This is a genomic window from Streptomyces sp. NPDC003393 (assembly GCF_053589015.1).
The window spans coordinates 207,535-222,360 of the sequence record NZ_JBSFRB010000002.1; the positions used below are offsets into that span (position 1 = coordinate 207,535).

The following is a 14,826-nucleotide window of genomic DNA, read 5'->3' on the forward strand; positions in this document are numbered from 1 at the left end:
GGCGGTCACGCCGGAGTACGGCGTACCGCCCGCCCCGCAAGCACGTCCGTGCGGCGCCCGTCCTCGATCACGAACCGGCCGTCGATCAGGACGTAGGGGATTCCCGTCGGCAGTGCGCGGGGCTGTTCGAAGGTGGAGCCCGGTGCGACCGTGGCCGGGTCGAAGAGGACGAGGTCGGCCCGGTGACCCTCGCGGACGGTCCCGCGGTCCGGCAGTCGCAGCCGGGCCGCGGGGCGGCCGGTGAGATGCGCGACGCACTCCTCCAGCGACAGCACGCCCAACTCGCGCACATAGCGGCCCAGATACCGCGGGAAGGTGCCGTAGGCGCGCGGATGCGGCTTGGTGCCCTGGAGGATGCCGTCGGAGCCGCCGGTGTGGACGCGGTGGCGCATGATCGTACGGACGTTCTCCTCGTGGCCGACGTGCTGGAGGATCGTCGTGCCGAGCCGGTCCTCGGTCAGCAGCCGGCGGGCGACCGTCCAGGGACTCTCGCCGCGCCGGTCCGCCGAGGCCCGGACGGTGTGGCCGACGTACTCGGCGAGCGCGGGTGCGGTCACCCCGGAGATCTCGATCGTCTCCCACTCCACCGGCACCCCGTGGCAGCCGTCGGAGCCGGTGACCTCCAGATGGCGGCGGATCCGCTCGGCGGTCGCCTCGTCGGTGAGCCGCTTCAGGATCTGCTCCGGGCCGCCCTCGCTCGCCCAGCTGGGCAGCAGGGCCACCAGGGTGGTGCAGCCCGGGGTGTAGGGATAGGTGTCGAGGGTGATGTCGGCGCCGGCGGCGAGCGCGTCGTCCAGCAGCGCCAGCAGTTCGGGGGCGCGGCCCTTGTTCGGGCCGAAGTTCATGGTGGCGTGCGCCAGGTGCAGCGGGCAGCCCGCCTCACGGGTGAGGGCCACCATCTCCGCGTAGGCCTGGAGCGCTCCGGCGCCGTAACTGCGGTGGTGCGGACAGTAGTAGCCGCCGTGCGCCGCCACCACCCGGCACAGTTCGGTCAGTTCGGCGTTCTTCGCGTACATGCCGGGCGTGTAGGTGAGCCCGGAGGACATGCCGACGGCGCCCTGCTCCATGCCCTCGGCGACCAGGCGCCGCATCCGGTCCAGCTCCTCTTGCGTGGCCTCGCGGTCCTCCCAGCCCACGGCGAGCGCGCGGACCGTGCCCTGCGGGATCAGACAGGCCGCGTTGACGGCGATGCCCTCGCCGTCGAAGCCGTGGTCGAGGCGGTCCAGGTACTCGCCCACCGAGCGCCAGGTGAAGTCGATGTCGTCGCCGTACCCGTTCCAGCCGGTGATCGCCCGGCGCACCTCCTGAAGGGTGCGGTCGTCGACCGGCGCGTACGACAGCCCGTCCTGACCGATCACCTCCAGGGTGACGCCCTGCGCGGCCTTGGCGCTGTGGTCGGGGTCGCGCAGCAGGGCGAGGTCGCTGTGGGCGTGCATGTCGATGAAGCCGGGGGAGAGGACCAGGCCCTCCGCGTCGAGTTGCCGGCGCCCGCGGGGCCGCTGGCAGCCGGCCGCCGCGGCCTCCTTGACGATCGACACGATCCGGCCGTCCTTGATCGCCACGTCGGCGCGGTAGGAGGGCGCGCCGGTGCCGTCGACGACGTCCGCGTCGCGGATGACGAGATCGGTCAGATCGGCGAGCTCGACCGGATCCATGGGGTCTCCTCTGTGGCTCTGGTGGCTGGTGGGTTCCGGCTTCCGGCTGTGGAAAAAGGCTCTGGACGTACGCCTCCGGCTTCTAGAAGAAGGTACGGATGTAGTCGACGACCGTGCCGTCCGCCTCCGCGACCGGGATCAGCTGCCACTTGTCGAAGGACGTGCACGGGTGCGACAGGCCCATGCCGACCCAGTCGCCGACCTCCAGCGCGGCCTCCGGCGTGGTGCGCAGCCAGGCGTGCTGGTCGGACAGCCCGGTGACGGTGATGCCGGTGGCCGGGCGTTCGCCGCCTCCGCCGCTGTGCCGCACCACCTGGGCGAAGGGCAGGTCGAGGTCGTAGGCGGCGTCCCGCTTGCCGGCGTTGGCGAACGCCTGCTCGGCGGTGGGACGGGAGACGACCTGCGTCCACAGGCGGAAGGCGGGCTCCAGGGCGCCTTCCTCGGGGACGCGGTTGAAGGGGGTGAGCTTCCGGTAGTGGCCGTCGTCGTGCGAGACGTACGCGCCTGAACGCAGCAGCCTGAGCACCGGCCGCGACAGCTCGGGGATCTCGGTGAACGCGGCGGCCACCGCGTCGAACCAGGCACTGCCGCCCGCGCTCACCACGATCTCGTCGGTCCCGGCGAACCGTCCGGCCTTGTCGAAGCCCACGGCCAGGGCGACGAGCCGGTCCAGCCACGCGCGCACCCGCTCCGGGTCCGCCTGCGGCACCTCTCCCTCGTACCCGGCGACCCCCACCAGTCGCAGGGTCGTGGTGGCCGCCACCGCGTCGGCGACGGCCGCGCACTCCGTCTCCGTACGGATCCCGGTGCGCGCGTCCTCGCCCGCGCCGAGCTCCACGACCACGTCGACCGGACGCGCGGCGCCGGCCTCGCGCAGGGCCGCGTCCATCAGCTCGACGCCGCGCACGGAGTCGACGTAGCAGACGAAGCCGAAGGACGGGTCGGCGGTCAGTTCGGCGGCGATCCAGCGCAGGGCGGCCGGGTCCACCAGCTCGTTGGCCAGGAAGACCCGCTCGACGCCGAACGCCCGTGCGACGCGCACCTGATGAGGCACCGCGAGCGTGATGCCCCACGCCCCGTGCTCGATCTGCCGGTGGAAGAGCTGGGGCGCCATGGAGGTCTTGCCGTGCGGTGCGAAGGCGAGGCCGTGGCGGGCCGCGTACGTCTCCATCAGCTTCAGGTTGTGCTCCAGACGCTCGGCGGACAGCGCGAGCACGGGCGTGGCGAAGCCGTCGGTGAAGAGGTTGCGGCGCTGGGCGGCCAGCTCGCCCACGGTCATCCCGTCCGCGTCCGGCGGGAGTCCCTTGAACCGGTGGTCGACGCGTTCCTCGGCCAGACGGGCGAGCGCCTCACTCTTCATGGAACCTCCCTGATCAGATGCGTTGCACATATTGCAATGCTCATTGCATGTGTCGCTCACTGCTGTCTAACATCCTGGCCACGCGAGGTCAACGAACGGAAGTCCCGCGACCCCCTCACCTCACCCCTCACCTCATCGAGGAGCCCAGAGCATCGTGACCGCCACCGGACCCTGCAACAGCCCCGACGCCGTCGACGTCGTCGCGCTCGGCGAGTCCATGGTCACGTTCCTTCCCACCCGGCCCGGCCGCCTCGCCGACGTACCCGCCTTCGAACGGGCCATCGGCGGCGCCGAGTCCAACGTGGCCTGCATGCTCGCCGCCGCCGGGCACTCCGCGCGCTGGGTCGGCCGGGTCGGCGCGGACGGCTTCGGCGACCATCTGGTGGAGACGATCGGCTCGTACGGCGTCGACGTCTCGGCCGTACGGCGCGACCCGGACCGCCCCACCGGCATCTACTTCCGCACCGCCGGGGACCGCGCCACCGACGCCCACGAGGTCGCCTATTACCGGTCCGGTTCGGCGGCCTCCGCGATGAAGGTCGGCGACGTCGACGAGGCGGCGCTCGGCGCGTGCCGCGTGCTGCACCTGTCCGGGATCACGGCGGCGCTCTCCGACGACTGCCTGGCGCTGATGCGGGAGCTGACGGCACCCCGCCCCGGGCGTCCGCTGGTCTCCTTCGACGTCAACTTCCGGCCCGGGCTGTGGCGGGACGCGGACGGGCCGGACGTGCTGCTGGAACTGGCGCGCCGCGCCGATCTGGTGTTCGTCGGCGACGACGAGGCCCGCCAGGCCTGGGGCCTGCACGGCGGCCGGGCCGTCCGGGAGGCGCTGCCCGAGCCGGAGACCGTCGTCGTCAAGCAGGGCCCGGCCGGGGCGACCGCGTTCGACAGCAACACGGACGGCCTGGAGGACGGCGACGGACAGGCGACGTCCGTCCGGGCACCCGAGGTCGACGTCGTCGCCCACGTCGGCGCCGGCGACGCCTTCGCCGCCGGCTACCTGTCCGCCACCCTGCGCGGGCTGCCCGTACGCGACCGGCTGCGCCACGGCCACCTCATGGCCGCCGCCGCGCTCACCGTCCCCGGAGACCTGGCCGTCCCCCCCGCCCGCGACCACGCCGACCGGCTGACCGCCCTCGACGAGGCCGCGTGGGGGACACTTCGACTCGGCCCCGGCTGGACAGGCACCGCCCAGGGAGCCGACGAGGAGGTACGTACGCCATGAGCCAGACCGTCGACCGAGCGCTGAGCATCCTGCCGCTGCTCGCCGAGGGACCCGCCGACCTCGGACAGGTCGCCGACCGCCTCGGCGTCCACAAGTCCACCGCCCTGCGGCTGCTGCGTACCCTCCACGAGCACGGCCTGGTCTACCGGCAGTCCGACCAGCGCTACCGCCTGGGCGCCCGCCTCTTCGCCCTCGCCCAGGAGGCGATGGAGAACCTCGACATCCGCGAGATCGCCCACCCCCACCTGACCCGGCTGAACGAGAGCTGCGGACACACCGTCCACCTCGCCGTGTACGAGGAGGGCGAGGTGCTCTACATCGACAAGGTGGAGAGCCGCTACCCGGTACGCATGTACTCGCGGATCGGCAAGCCGGTCGCCATCACCGTCGCCGCCGTGGCCAAACTGCTGCTGGCCGACCTGCCCGAGGCCGAGCGCCGCGCCGTCGCGGAGAAGCTCGACTACCCCCTCTACACGGCCCGTTCGACACCCAACGCCGCCGCCTTCCTCAAGGAGCTGACGACGGTGCGCGAACAGGGCTGGGCCACCGACCTCGGCGGCCACGAGGAGTCCATCAACTGCGTCGCCGCCCCCGTCCGGGGCGCCGACGGCCGGGTGGTCGCCGCGATGTCGGTCTCCGCGCCGAACGTCGTCGTCACCGCCGACGAGCTCCTCACGCTGCTCCCGCAGGTGCGCCGTACCGCGGACGCCATCAGCGGCGAGTACTCCGGGCGAACCCCCGTGACCACCCCCGCCACCACCCCGGACAGGGACGCCGTATGACCGAGAAGACCGCGCTCACCCCCAAGACCCACACCACCCCGCCCGCGAAGTTCTCCCACGGTGTGAAGAAGGGCAACATCCTCCAGGTCGCCGGCCAGGTCGGCTTCCTGCCCGCCGAGGAGGGCAAGCCCCCCACGCCCGCCGGTCCCACCCTGCGCGAGCAGACCCTCCAGACCCTCGCCAACGTCAAGGCGATCCTCGAAGAAGGCGGCGCGAGCTGGGACGACGTCATGATGATCCGCGTCTATCTGACGGACGTGGACCACTTCGCGGAGATGAACGACATCTACAACGCGTACTTCGAGGAGCAGGGCCTCACCCAGCCGCCCGCCGCGCGCACCACGGTCTACGTCGGCCTGCCCGCGGGACTCCTCGTCGAGATCGACGCGCTCGCCGTACTCGGCTGAGGAGCAGCGGCGCTCGGGCGTACGGCCCCAGGAGCGGCCGGTGGCGCTCGCGACGGTCGTCGGCATCATCGGTACGCCCCTGGTGCTGATCCTCGCGGCCACCTTCTCCTCGGTCGCGCTGGACCCGTCCACCGTCCGGTCGGTGATCGAGTTCCTCGGCCACCCGTTCGTGGCGCTGACGATCGCGCTGGTGCTGGCGTACTACCTGCCGGGCATCCGCCGGGGCTGGTCACGCAAGTCGCTGGAGACGGTGTCCACGGCGTCCCTGAAACCGGTCGGCAACATCCTGCTGGTGGTCGGCGCGGGCGGGGTCTGCGGCGCGGTCCTGAAGGCGAGCGGGGCGCCCAGGCCCTGTCGGACACCTTCAACGGCGTGGGCCTGCCGGTGATCGTGCTCTCCTACCTGATCTCGCTGGTGCTGCGGGTGGCGCAGGGCTCGGCGACGGTGGCGATCGTGACCACGGCGGGCATCGTGGCCCCGCTGCTGGCCGAGGGCCACCACTCGCAGGCCTTCGTCGCCCTGGTCATCATGGCGATCTCGGCCGGTTCCATCTTCGCCTCGCACGTCAACGACGGCGGCTTCTGGATGGTGGCGAAGTACTTCGGCATCAGCGAACGGGACACGCTCAAGACATGGACGGTGCTGGAGAGCGTGCTGTCGGTCGCGGGCTTCGCGGTGGCCGCCGTGCTGAGCCTGTTCGTCTGAGCGGGCGTCGGGCGGTGCCGTTGTAGGCATCCGATAACGAAGTCAGGGGCTGGCTGTGCCGGGCACAGGATTGTCGACCATACTGCCCGCTGTGGAGCAGCGCATAGGTTCGAGCAGCCAGCCCCTGAAGAGCGAGCCCGTGACGGGCGCCGGGTTCGACCCGGCGTTCATCCCCGGCCTCCCGATGCCGGCGACGGAGGAGCCGGACGACGCGAGGCCCGAGGACGCCGGGCTGGACGGGGAACCGGAGGACACGAGCCCGGAGGCCGAGAAGGCCGCCGCGGAAGGGCACGAGGAGCCTGCCGCGGAACGGCACGAGAAGGAGCCTGCCGCGGAAGGCGCCGAGGAGCCTGCCACGGCGGACGAGGCTCCCGACGGCCCCGTCTTCGAGGCCGCCGACCGCCGCGCCCGGATCGTCGCCGACCACAGGGGCGTACGTCTCAGCCTGGACGACCAGGAGTGCGAGTTCCGCTGGGAGGAGATCGGCGCCGTCGAGACGGCGACGCCTCGCTTCGGCAAGCGGTTCACGATCACCGTGCACACGCCCGAGCGCCGCTGGTACCCCATCGAGATCGAGGCTCCCTCCAGGTCCCGCTTCGGCGAGTGGGAGAGCCGGCTGGACGCGGTCCTGGACGCCTACTTCGACGACGGCGCGGCGGACGCCCAGGACGGCACGGCCGAGAAGGACGCGGCCCAGGAGGACACGGCGATCAGCCGATCTTGAGCCACTTCGGGTCGGTGGCGATCGCCTCCAGCTGCCGCATGGTCAGAGCCGGGGTCCGACGGGTCGCCGGGGTGTTCTGCGCGCCGGAGTTGAAGGCGCTGATGACCACCCGGCGGCCGTCGGGCCGGATGGTGTCCACGGTCCACATGACGATCCCGGCGATGCCCTTCTCGCCGGCCTGCTCACGCCGGACGACCTTGGTCCCGTCGGGCAGGGTCCTGGTCCCGGCCCCGAACAGCTCGCCCTCGACGTCCCGCGCGTCCGGCTGGACGTTGACCTGCACCAGGGTCGCGCCCCGGCCGTCGTCGACGACGACGTGCCCGAACTCGTAGTCGTCCGACCGGCTCAGGGAGACGATCTTCAGCCCGTGCGGCACCAGCCGGGCGAGCGTCGCCGTGACAGAGCCGTGGTGGGCCGTCGTCGCGCCCGGCGCGGCGGTCGTCCGGGGATCGACGGGGAGGGCGCCCGCGGCGGCCCGCCACTCGGGCGCGGTGGCCAGCGTCTTCAACTGCTCGGCGGACAACGGCGGTTCCGCGCGCGTGACGGGTGAGTCCTTCTCCGCGGCGGCGTTCCACTCCTGCACACCGACGTGCGCGCCCGTCGGCGTCACGAGTTCGGCGCGCCACAGTTTCGTCCCGCTGCGCTTGTTCGGATACTCGTAGCCCTTGAGGATCATCAGGGCGGAACCGTCGGACAGCTTGGTGCTGGTACAGGTGTCGTAGGCGATGTACACCCGCTCGGGGCACTGGGTGGTCTGGGTGGCTTCCTGGCTGCCCGGCGGGACCAGGCCGAGGGAGACGGCCACGGCGGCCTTGCCTCGTCCGTCGTCGTACACGACTTGGGCGAAGGCGCTGCCGCCGACGTCCTTCCCGGAGGGACCGCCGGCGGCCTTGGTGAGGGGGGTGCCGTCGGTCCCGCGTCCGTCCGGGGCGCTGAACCGGCCCTTGGGCAGCAGCCGTTCGAGGGTGCGGACGAGCTCCTGGGCGGAGACGCCGGAGCCGGAGGACCCGGACGCGTCCGCTCCCGGGCGGGCGGAGTCCGCCCGCCCCGAGGGCCGGCCGTCGGCCACGGACCGCCGCCCGCCGCCGTCGCCCTGCCCGCCGGGCAGGACCAGGGAGCCGCCCACCCCGATGAGCGCGACCGCGGCGACCCCGCCCACGACGGCGGCCCGTCGCCGCACCAGCAGCCGCCGCCCGCGCGCTCGGCCGCCGGCGGCCAGCTCCTGCTGGTCGGCCGCGAACGTGGAGCCGGCGTCGCGCAGGGCGTCGGCGAACCGTTCCTCGAAGGGGTCATGGTGTTCGTCGTGGTGTTCAGCAGGCATGGCGAACCGCCGTTTCTGGGACGTTGGTCGGTGATGCGGGTGCCGGAGGAACGGGTCAGGGGCGGGCGTACTCGCCGAGGGCGTCGCCGAGCAGCAGACGCAGCCGGGCGAGCGCGCGGACGCAGCGCGTCCGCACGGCGGCCGAGCTGGTGTTCATCACGGCGGCCGTCTCCTCGATGCTGCGGTCCTCCCAGTAGCGCAGGACGACCACCGCCCGGTCCTTGGGGGGCAGCTGGCCGAGCGCGTCCAGCAGGGTCAGGCGCAGCGGCGCGTCTCCGCCCGCGTCCGGCCCCGGGACGTCGGGGAGCACCTCGGTGGCACGCTCCCGCCGGCTGCTGTGGCGACGCCTGTGGGCGAGGAAGGTGCGGGTGAGGACGGTCTGGGCGTACCCCACCGGATTGCCGACCCGGGAGATCCGGCCCCAGCGGACGTACACCCGCCCCAGTGTCTCCTGGACGAGGTCCTCGGCGAGGTGGGTGTCCCCGCCCGTGAGCAGACAGGCGGACCGGTAGAGATGCCCGGCGCGCGCCGTGGCGAACTCCGGATACCCGTCGTACCCGTCTCCCCGCCCTTGCCTCATGCGTCCCCGCTTCCCGCTCGTCTCCGGCACTCTCACCTCATTGATGCGCCAGGCCCCCCGGAATGTTTCATCCGCCCGAGAACGCGGGCGACGCCCGGAACCCTGGGTGGGTCCGGGCGTCGCGTCGGGTGCGGCGTGTCAGGTCACGGCAGGGCGTGGACGTGGGCGCCGACCGAGTTGGACCAGGCGTTGCCGGCCGCGGCGTCCCAGTTGGTGGACCAGGTCATGGCACCGCGCAGGTCGGGGTAGGTCTTCGACGGCCTGAAGGTGCCGCAGTTGCTGAGCCTGGTCAGGCAGTCGAGGGCGTTGTTGACGGTGGTGGGCGAGACGTAGCCGCTGCCGGCGCCGCTGGGAGAGGCCGGGACGCCGAGGCCGACCTGGGACGGGGCGAGGCCGCCTTCGAGCTGGATGCAGGCCAGGGCGGTCAGGAAGTCCACCGAGCCCTGCGAGTACACCTTGCCGTCACAGCCCAGCATCGAACCGCTGTTGTAGTACTGCGTGTTGACGACCGTCAGGATGTCCTTGATGTTCAGGGCCGTCCTGAAGTAGCTGCCGGACGTCGACTGCATGTCGATCGTCTGCGGCGCCATGGTGATGATCAGGTTCGGCCCGGCCTTCGCGGACAGCGCGCGCAGCGCCTGCGACATGTAGGTCGGGTTCAGGCCGTTCTCCAGGTCGATGTCGACGCCGTCGAAGCCGTACGTCTGCATCAGGGAGTAGACCGAGTCGGCGAAGCGCGTCGCCGATGCCGAGTCGCTGACCGACACCGTGCCCTTCTCGCCGCCCACCGAGACGATGACCTTCTTGCCGGCCGCCTGCTTGGCCCTGATGTCCGCCTTGAACTGGTCGACGGTGTAGCCGCCCAGACCCGCGGAGTCGAGGTTGAAGGTGACGGCGCCGGGCGTGGTCGTGGCGTCGGCGAAGGCCACCGCGATGATGTCGTAGGCGGAGGGGACGTCCGAGATCTTCTGGACGGTCGCTCCGTTGTCGAAGTTCTGCCAGTAGCCGGTCACCGCGTGCTTGGGCAGGCCGGTGACCGGGCCGGGGCCGCCGCTGCCCGCCGTCGTGGCGGTCACCGTCGCCGACTTCGCCGACTCACCCGCCGCGTTGGTCGCCGTGACCTGGAAGGAGTACGACGTCGAGGCGGACAGGCCGGTCACGGTCGCCGAGGTGCCCGTCACCGACGAGACCTTCGTGCCGTTGCGGTAGACGTTGTAGCCGGTCGCGTTCGAGACCGTGCTCCAGGCCAGGGACACCGAGGACGACGTGGTCCCCGTCGCCGTCAGGCCGGCCGGGGCCGCCGGAACGGTGGGGGCCGGGTCACCGCCGCCGCCCCCGTCCGGGCCGAACACCGAGACGTCGTCGGCGTAGTAGGCGGCCGTGCCGTACCAGCCGTGCAGGTAGATCGTCACCGACGTGGTCGAGGAGCCGGTGGTGAAGGTGGTCCGGAGCTGCTTCCAGGACGGGGTGTCCGGCGTCCAGGTCGAGACGTCCGTGGTGCCGGTGCCGGTGGCGCCCAGGTAGGCGTAGCCGCCCTGCACCCACGCGCCCAGTGTGTACGTGGAGTTGGGCTTGACCGCGACGGTCTGGGTGCACTGGGCGTTGTCCAGCCCGGCCGGGGTGGCCTTCAGGGCGGCCGAGCCGCTGTGCACCGGGGAGGAGACGGTCGTACCGCTGCCGGCCGAGCACGTCCAGTTGCCCAGACCTGACTCGAATCCGGCGTTCTTGGCGTTGTTGACGTCGGCCGCCGACGCCTGGCCGGTGCCCGCGAGGGAGAGGGCGACGGCGGCGGTCACGGCTCCGGACCACATGCGCAGCGGCCGGAGCGGTCTGTTCGTTGGCATGCCTGGTACGCGGTCCACTGAGGCCTCCGGGGAAAAGAGAGGGGGGGATGGGAGGGGAGGGAGGTGCGGGCACGTGCGGGGAGGGAGCGGGGTGACGGCGGTCATGGGTGGGGGTGGGCACCGCTCGCCGTACAAGTTGGTCCAGACCAATTGTGTTGTCAAGAGGTCCAGACCAAACTGCCGTGCTCCTGGACCGCTTTGACGGCTCGTCCGTCGAAGCGTCCGCTCCGGGTCAAGGAAGGGAGGCCGGGCCCAACGCTTTCGGGCCGTTTGTGATGCTCAAGCTGCCCCGTTTTGCCGCGACTTGTGCAACAGCCGTTGCCACCCAGCTACGGATTCGCTGTTCTCCGGTCACAGAGGCGTGGATACAGTGCTGAGGTAGTCACGCAGTGAAGTCAACTGGGTGCACTGGAGGAACACGACGGTGCGCCGACAGGCGTCAAACGGGGAGCTGGCGTGTCAACTGCGATCGCTGTCACCGGCGCCGACATGGCGCTGCCCGCACAGGACGAGCGCACGGTGCCCGCCGTCGTCCTCCAGGACCTGGACCGGCGGCCGCTGGAACAGGCCCTGGACGGCATGCGGGCCCTGCTCGACCAGCACGGACACGTGATCGTCGTCTGCTCGCCCGCCGTCCCCGACGGGGTGCAGCGCCGGCTGCACACCGTCCGCTCCCTGCTGGAGAGCGACCGTATCGCCTTGTTCCGGCCCGAGCTGCCCCCGCTGGGCATCGCCGTCCTCGCCCGCCAGTTGAGGCAGCTGGCCTCCTGCGACCTCAGCCCCGGCGTCCTCGCCTCGGCGGGCCGCCTGCTCACCCACTACGTCCACTGCGGCGCCGTGCTCAACTCCGTCACCCGCCTGGACCGCGTCCCCGTCGGGCTCAAGGCCCATGCCAAGTCCTGGGTGCCGGGAAGCCAGTTCGGCGTGATCGCGCACCCGGAGCCGCAACTGGTCCGGCTCGGGCCGGAGGCCGTCCTCGCCGGGCCGGACTTCGCCACCTGGATGCTGGTCGCCAAGGGCCAGCTCCAGTCCGACTGGATCACCGGCACCCTCGCGCCGGCCTGGCGCGTCCTCGGGCTGCACGAGGCCGCCCTTCCGGCCGAGTCCACCGCCTGGTGGGGGACGGCGAAGCTGGTGGAGTTCTGCACCTACCTGCCCGACCTGTCCGTGCTGTACCAGCTCGTCACCTCGGTACGGCAGAGCGTGTGCCACTGGTGCGGCATCGACGTCATCGGAGACCGCTGCGTCTTCTGCTCCGCCACACCGCCGGGCACCGAGAGATCCGGCCGGCACAGTCACGCCTCCCTGGGTGAGCCGTGAGACGTGCGCCGCCGGTCGTACGCCGCCGGCCCGGGTGAGCCGCACCGCCGGCCTCACCGCCCCGCCATCCGACCCCGCTCGACGAGATCCCCGATGAGGTTGCACGGTCCATGAACTCCCGTCAGCGCCGCGGCGTGATACTCCTGCTCCTGTCCGTCGTCTGCGCCATCGGCGCGTTCGCCGGCGTGCTCTCCGTGATCAGCGACGTCAGGTCCAAGGTCGGCCCCGAGGTCACCGCGTACCAGCTCAAGAGCGACGTGAAGCCGTACACGCCGCTGAACGCGAGCCAGTTCGAGAAGATCAGGATGCCCGAGCGGTGGCTGTCGTCCAACGCGGTCACCGACCTCGCACAGATCCGGGGCAAGATCGCGGTCACCACGCTTCGGCACGGCTCCCTGCTGCAGAACGACATGATCGTGGATCAGCCGGCCCTCCAGCCGGGGCAGCAGGAGGTCGCCATCATGATCGATGCGGCGACCGGCGTGGCCGGCAAGATCACACCGGGCTCCACGGTCAACGTGTACGCCACCTTCCCCGGACAGCGTGAGGGCGACCCCGCCCAGTCCAAGATCATCGTGACCGGCGCCAAGGTGCTCGACGTGGGCGAGATCACCGCGCTGGACCCGAACGCCGACAACAAGAACCAGCAGTCCACCGAGACCGTCCCCATCACCTTCGCGCTCTCCACGATCGACGCCCAGCGCATCACCTACGCCGAGTCCTTCGCCCAGCGGGTCAGGCTCGCGCTGGTCGCGCCCGGCAGCGACACCAGCGTCCCGGCCAAGGACCGGACCTACGAACTCGCGAACGACAAGTGAGAGGCCCGCACGCATGCCCACCAGGATCCTCCCGGCAGTCGGCGACGCGGACGCGGTCCGGTCCCTCACGACACTGCTCAGCCAGCTCCCCGACGCGGAGCCGGTGACCCCTGTCGCCGACTCCACCCAGCTCGTCGACACCCTCGCGCGCCTGGCCGCCGAGTCCATCGACGAACTGCCCGAGGTCGTGGTGGTGCACGAGCGGATCGGCCCGGTGCCGGCCCTGGAGCTGATCCGCGAGGTCGCCCTGCGCTTCCCGGCGGTCGGCGTCATCCTCGTCACCTCCGACGCGAGCCCCGGCCTGTTCTCGGCCGCCATGGACTCGGGGGCACGGGGCCTGGTGGCCCTGCCACTGAGCTACGAGGAGCTGGTCAGCCGGGTGCAGGCGGTGGCCCAGTGGTCGGTGGGTGTACGGCGCCACCTCGGGCACGGCGGCGACGTGTTCACCGGGACGGGCGGCCGCGCGATCACGGTGAGCGGCGCCAAGGGCGGCGTGGGTGCCACGGTCACGGCCGTCCAACTGGCCCTGGCGGCACAGGCTTCCGGGCACAGCACCGTCCTGGTCGACATGGACCTCCAGGCCGGTGACATCGCCTCCTACCTGGACGTCCAGTTCCGCCGCTCGGTCGTGGACCTGGCCGCGATCACCGACATCTCCCCGCGGGTCCTGGCCGACGCCGTCTTCCGTCACGACACCGGCATGGCCCTGCTGCTCGCTCCCGGCGAGGGCGAACGCGGCGAGGAGGTCACCGACCGCGCGGCCCGCCAGATCGTCAGCGCCCTGCGCTCCCGCTACGAGGTCGTCGTCCTGGACTGCGGCGCCCAGCTGAGCGGCGCCGGCGCGGCCGCCGTGGAGATGGCCGACACCGCGCTGCTGGTCACCACCCCGGACGTGGTCGCGGTGCGCGGCGCCAAACGGACGGTACGGATGTGGGACCGGCTCCAGATCCGCAAGGCCGAGGAGACGACGATCGTCGTCAACCGCCACACCCGCGGTACCGAGATCCAGCCGCCGCTCATCCAGAAGATCACCGGCACGGCGGTGGCGGGCACGGCGATCCCCGCGAACTTCAAGGAACTCCAGGGCGCCGTGGACGCCGGCCGCATCCACGAGCTGGACCACAGGAGCACGGTCAAGCAGGCCCTGTGGGGCCTCGCGGCCGAGCTGGGCATCGTCAGGACACCCGAGGGGGACCGCAAGGGCGGAGGCCGGCTGAAGGGCGACCGGGGATCGGTGAGTTTCCGGCGGCGCAAGGGGGCAGGGGGATGAGGGGACGTGCGGTTGATGCGGGGCGGCGGTTACGGCGCCGGCTCCGCCCGGACAGCGGCCCACGGCTGCGGCTCCGCTCGGACAGCGGGCAGGTCGCCATCGAGTTCCTCGGCATGGCGCCGACCATCATCGTCACGCTGGTGCTGCTGTGGCAGTGCGTGCTGCTGGGATACACGTACACGCTCGCGGGGAATGCTGCCGACGAGGCGGTGCGGGCGGGGGCGGTGGGGGAGGCATGTCAGCAGGCGGGGGAGAAGGATCTGCCGAGCGCGTGGCAGGGCGCCGAGATCAGCTGCGGCGGACAGGGGACCGGCTACGTCACGGCCGACGTACGCATGAAAGTCCCCGTCCTCGTCCCCGGCCTGATCGGTTTTCCGATCCCGGTGACGGCCCACGCCGGTGCCGTGGAGGAGGTGCCGCACTGACATGCCGTACGCACGCGGACGCACCCACCGGGACGGCGGGCAGGTCGCCGTCGAGTACCTGGGATTCATCCCGGTCCTGATGCTGGTCGCCATGGCCGCCATTCAGATCGGGCTCGTCGCCTACACCGCCATGCAGGCGGGGACGGCGGCCCGGGCGGGCGCACGTGCCGCCTCACTCCAGCAGAGCGCTCAGCAGGCCTGCGCCCGGGCGGTCAGCGGCCGGCTCGCGAGCGGGACCACCTGCGTGGCGTCGTCCGGCGGCGACACGGTCACCGTCACCGCCACCGTCCACATCCCGTCGATCATCCCGTTCTGGGATCCCATCGGTGACGCCCACAAGACCGCCACCATGCCGCTCGACCACTGACCGAGGACGAGGAGCCCTGGACC

General features: G+C 71.8%; 14 protein-coding genes and 1 pseudogene. 10 read left to right on the forward strand and 5 right to left on the reverse strand.

Annotated elements, in window-relative coordinates; translation table 11 throughout:
* Positions 1-5: 5 nt before the first annotated feature.
* Positions 6-1,655: an N-acyl-D-amino-acid deacylase family protein gene (locus ACWDUZ_RS02960; RefSeq protein WP_451629989.1), complete on the reverse strand. Its 1,650-nt coding sequence runs from the start codon at positions 1,653-1,655 to the stop codon at positions 6-8.
* A gap of 82 nt (positions 1,656-1,737) precedes the next feature.
* Positions 1,738-3,015, reverse strand: coding sequence for an amino acid deaminase (locus ACWDUZ_RS02965; protein WP_451629990.1), 1,278 nt, complete (start codon positions 3,013-3,015; stop codon positions 1,738-1,740).
* 154 nt (positions 3,016-3,169) lie between these two features.
* On the opposite strand from ACWDUZ_RS02965, the gene ACWDUZ_RS02970 reads away from it, so the two are divergent.
* The 5 genes and pseudogenes from ACWDUZ_RS02970 (at position 3,170) to ACWDUZ_RS02990 (ending at position 6,858) form a co-directional block, all read left to right on the forward strand.
* Positions 3,170-4,240, forward strand: coding sequence for a sugar kinase (locus ACWDUZ_RS02970; protein WP_451629991.1), 1,071 nt, complete (start codon positions 3,170-3,172; stop codon positions 4,238-4,240).
* Positions 4,237-5,022 carry an IclR family transcriptional regulator gene (locus ACWDUZ_RS02975; protein WP_451629992.1) on the forward strand — a complete coding sequence of 262 codons (786 nt, stop codon included), beginning with the start codon at positions 4,237-4,239 and terminating at the stop codon, positions 5,020-5,022. Before ACWDUZ_RS02970 ends, ACWDUZ_RS02975 begins: the two co-directional genes overlap by 4 nt.
* On the forward strand, positions 5,019-5,429 hold the full coding sequence (locus ACWDUZ_RS02980) for a RidA family protein (RefSeq protein WP_451629993.1): 411 nt from the start codon (positions 5,019-5,021) through the stop codon (positions 5,427-5,429). The genes ACWDUZ_RS02975 and ACWDUZ_RS02980 overlap by 4 nt, the downstream gene beginning before the upstream one ends.
* Positions 5,428-6,134 (forward strand): annotated as a pseudogene (locus ACWDUZ_RS02985) (GntP family permease); the annotation flags it as partial. The gene ACWDUZ_RS02980 and the pseudogene ACWDUZ_RS02985, both read left to right, overlap by 2 nt.
* Positions 6,135-6,225: 91 nt before the next feature.
* Positions 6,226-6,858, forward strand: a complete 633-nt coding sequence (locus ACWDUZ_RS02990; protein ID WP_451629994.1) for a hypothetical protein — start codon at positions 6,226-6,228, stop codon at positions 6,856-6,858.
* On the opposite strand, the gene ACWDUZ_RS02995 is transcribed toward ACWDUZ_RS02990, so the two are convergent.
* From ACWDUZ_RS02995 to ACWDUZ_RS03005, 3 genes are all read right to left on the reverse strand, one after another.
* On the reverse strand, positions 6,845-8,179 hold the full coding sequence (locus ACWDUZ_RS02995) for a hypothetical protein (RefSeq protein WP_451629995.1): 1,335 nt from the start codon (positions 8,177-8,179) through the stop codon (positions 6,845-6,847). The two genes, ACWDUZ_RS02990 and ACWDUZ_RS02995, sit on opposite strands and share 14 nt — an antisense overlap.
* Before the next feature lie 55 nt (positions 8,180-8,234).
* On the reverse strand, positions 8,235-8,759 hold the full coding sequence (locus ACWDUZ_RS03000; RefSeq protein ID WP_451629996.1) for a SigE family RNA polymerase sigma factor: 525 nt from the start codon (positions 8,757-8,759) through the stop codon (positions 8,235-8,237).
* A gap of 143 nt (positions 8,760-8,902) precedes the next feature.
* The gene (locus ACWDUZ_RS03005) at positions 8,903-10,603 is read right to left on the reverse strand and encodes a chitinase (protein ID WP_451629997.1); all 1,701 of its coding nucleotides are present in this window, start codon (positions 10,601-10,603) and stop codon (positions 8,903-8,905) included.
* 489 nt (positions 10,604-11,092) lie between these two features.
* On the opposite strand from ACWDUZ_RS03005, the gene ACWDUZ_RS03010 reads away from it, so the two are divergent.
* The 5 genes from ACWDUZ_RS03010 (at position 11,093) to ACWDUZ_RS03030 (ending at position 14,803) form a co-directional block, all read left to right on the forward strand.
* On the forward strand, positions 11,093-11,923 hold the full coding sequence (locus ACWDUZ_RS03010) for a hypothetical protein (protein WP_451630177.1): 831 nt from the start codon (positions 11,093-11,095) through the stop codon (positions 11,921-11,923).
* Positions 11,924-12,033: 110 nt separating this feature from the next.
* On the forward strand, positions 12,034-12,741 hold the full coding sequence (gene cpaB / locus ACWDUZ_RS03015) for a Flp pilus assembly protein CpaB (protein ID WP_451629998.1): 708 nt from the start codon (positions 12,034-12,036) through the stop codon (positions 12,739-12,741).
* Between the two features lie 13 nt (positions 12,742-12,754).
* Positions 12,755-14,011, forward strand: a complete 1,257-nt coding sequence (locus tag ACWDUZ_RS03020) for an AAA family ATPase (protein WP_451629999.1) — start codon at positions 12,755-12,757, stop codon at positions 14,009-14,011.
* Positions 14,008-14,436 (forward strand): TadE/TadG family type IV pilus assembly protein, encoded by a 429-nt coding sequence (locus tag ACWDUZ_RS03025; RefSeq protein ID WP_451630000.1) that lies wholly within the window; start codon positions 14,008-14,010, stop codon positions 14,434-14,436. The genes ACWDUZ_RS03020 and ACWDUZ_RS03025 overlap by 4 nt, the downstream gene beginning before the upstream one ends.
* 1 nt (position 14,437) lies before the next feature.
* Complete coding sequence (locus ACWDUZ_RS03030) at positions 14,438-14,803, forward strand: TadE/TadG family type IV pilus assembly protein (protein ID WP_451630001.1); 366 nt, start codon at positions 14,438-14,440, stop codon at positions 14,801-14,803.
* The last annotated feature ends 23 nt before the right edge of the window (positions 14,804-14,826 follow it).

Excerpts from the sequence above, each read along its gene's own strand:
- ACWDUZ_RS02960 (WP_451629989.1), bottom strand. The coding sequence starts at position 1,655 with ATGGATCCGGTCGAGCTCGCCGATCTGACCGATCTCGTCATCCGCGAC.
- ACWDUZ_RS02965 (WP_451629990.1), bottom strand. The coding sequence starts at position 3,015 with ATGAAGAGTGAGGCGCTCGCCCGTCTGGCCGAGGAACGCGTCGACCAC.
- ACWDUZ_RS02975 (WP_451629992.1), top strand. The coding sequence starts at position 4,237 with ATGAGCCAGACCGTCGACCGAGCGCTGAGCATCCTGCCGCTGCTCGCC.
- ACWDUZ_RS02980 (WP_451629993.1), top strand. The coding sequence starts at position 5,019 with ATGACCGAGAAGACCGCGCTCACCCCCAAGACCCACACCACCCCGCCC.
- ACWDUZ_RS02995 (WP_451629995.1), bottom strand. The coding sequence starts at position 8,179 with ATGCCTGCTGAACACCACGACGAACACCATGACCCCTTCGAGGAACGG.
- ACWDUZ_RS03000 (WP_451629996.1), bottom strand. The coding sequence starts at position 8,759 with ATGAGGCAAGGGCGGGGAGACGGGTACGACGGGTATCCGGAGTTCGCC.
- ACWDUZ_RS03005 (WP_451629997.1), bottom strand. The coding sequence starts at position 10,603 with ATGCCAACGAACAGACCGCTCCGGCCGCTGCGCATGTGGTCCGGAGCC.
- ACWDUZ_RS03010 (WP_451630177.1), top strand. The coding sequence starts at position 11,093 with ATGGCGCTGCCCGCACAGGACGAGCGCACGGTGCCCGCCGTCGTCCTC.
- cpaB (WP_451629998.1), top strand. The coding sequence starts at position 12,034 with ATGAACTCCCGTCAGCGCCGCGGCGTGATACTCCTGCTCCTGTCCGTC.
- ACWDUZ_RS03020 (WP_451629999.1), top strand. The coding sequence starts at position 12,755 with ATGCCCACCAGGATCCTCCCGGCAGTCGGCGACGCGGACGCGGTCCGG.
- ACWDUZ_RS03025 (WP_451630000.1), top strand. The coding sequence starts at position 14,008 with ATGAGGGGACGTGCGGTTGATGCGGGGCGGCGGTTACGGCGCCGGCTC.
- ACWDUZ_RS03030 (WP_451630001.1), top strand. The coding sequence starts at position 14,438 with ATGCCGTACGCACGCGGACGCACCCACCGGGACGGCGGGCAGGTCGCC.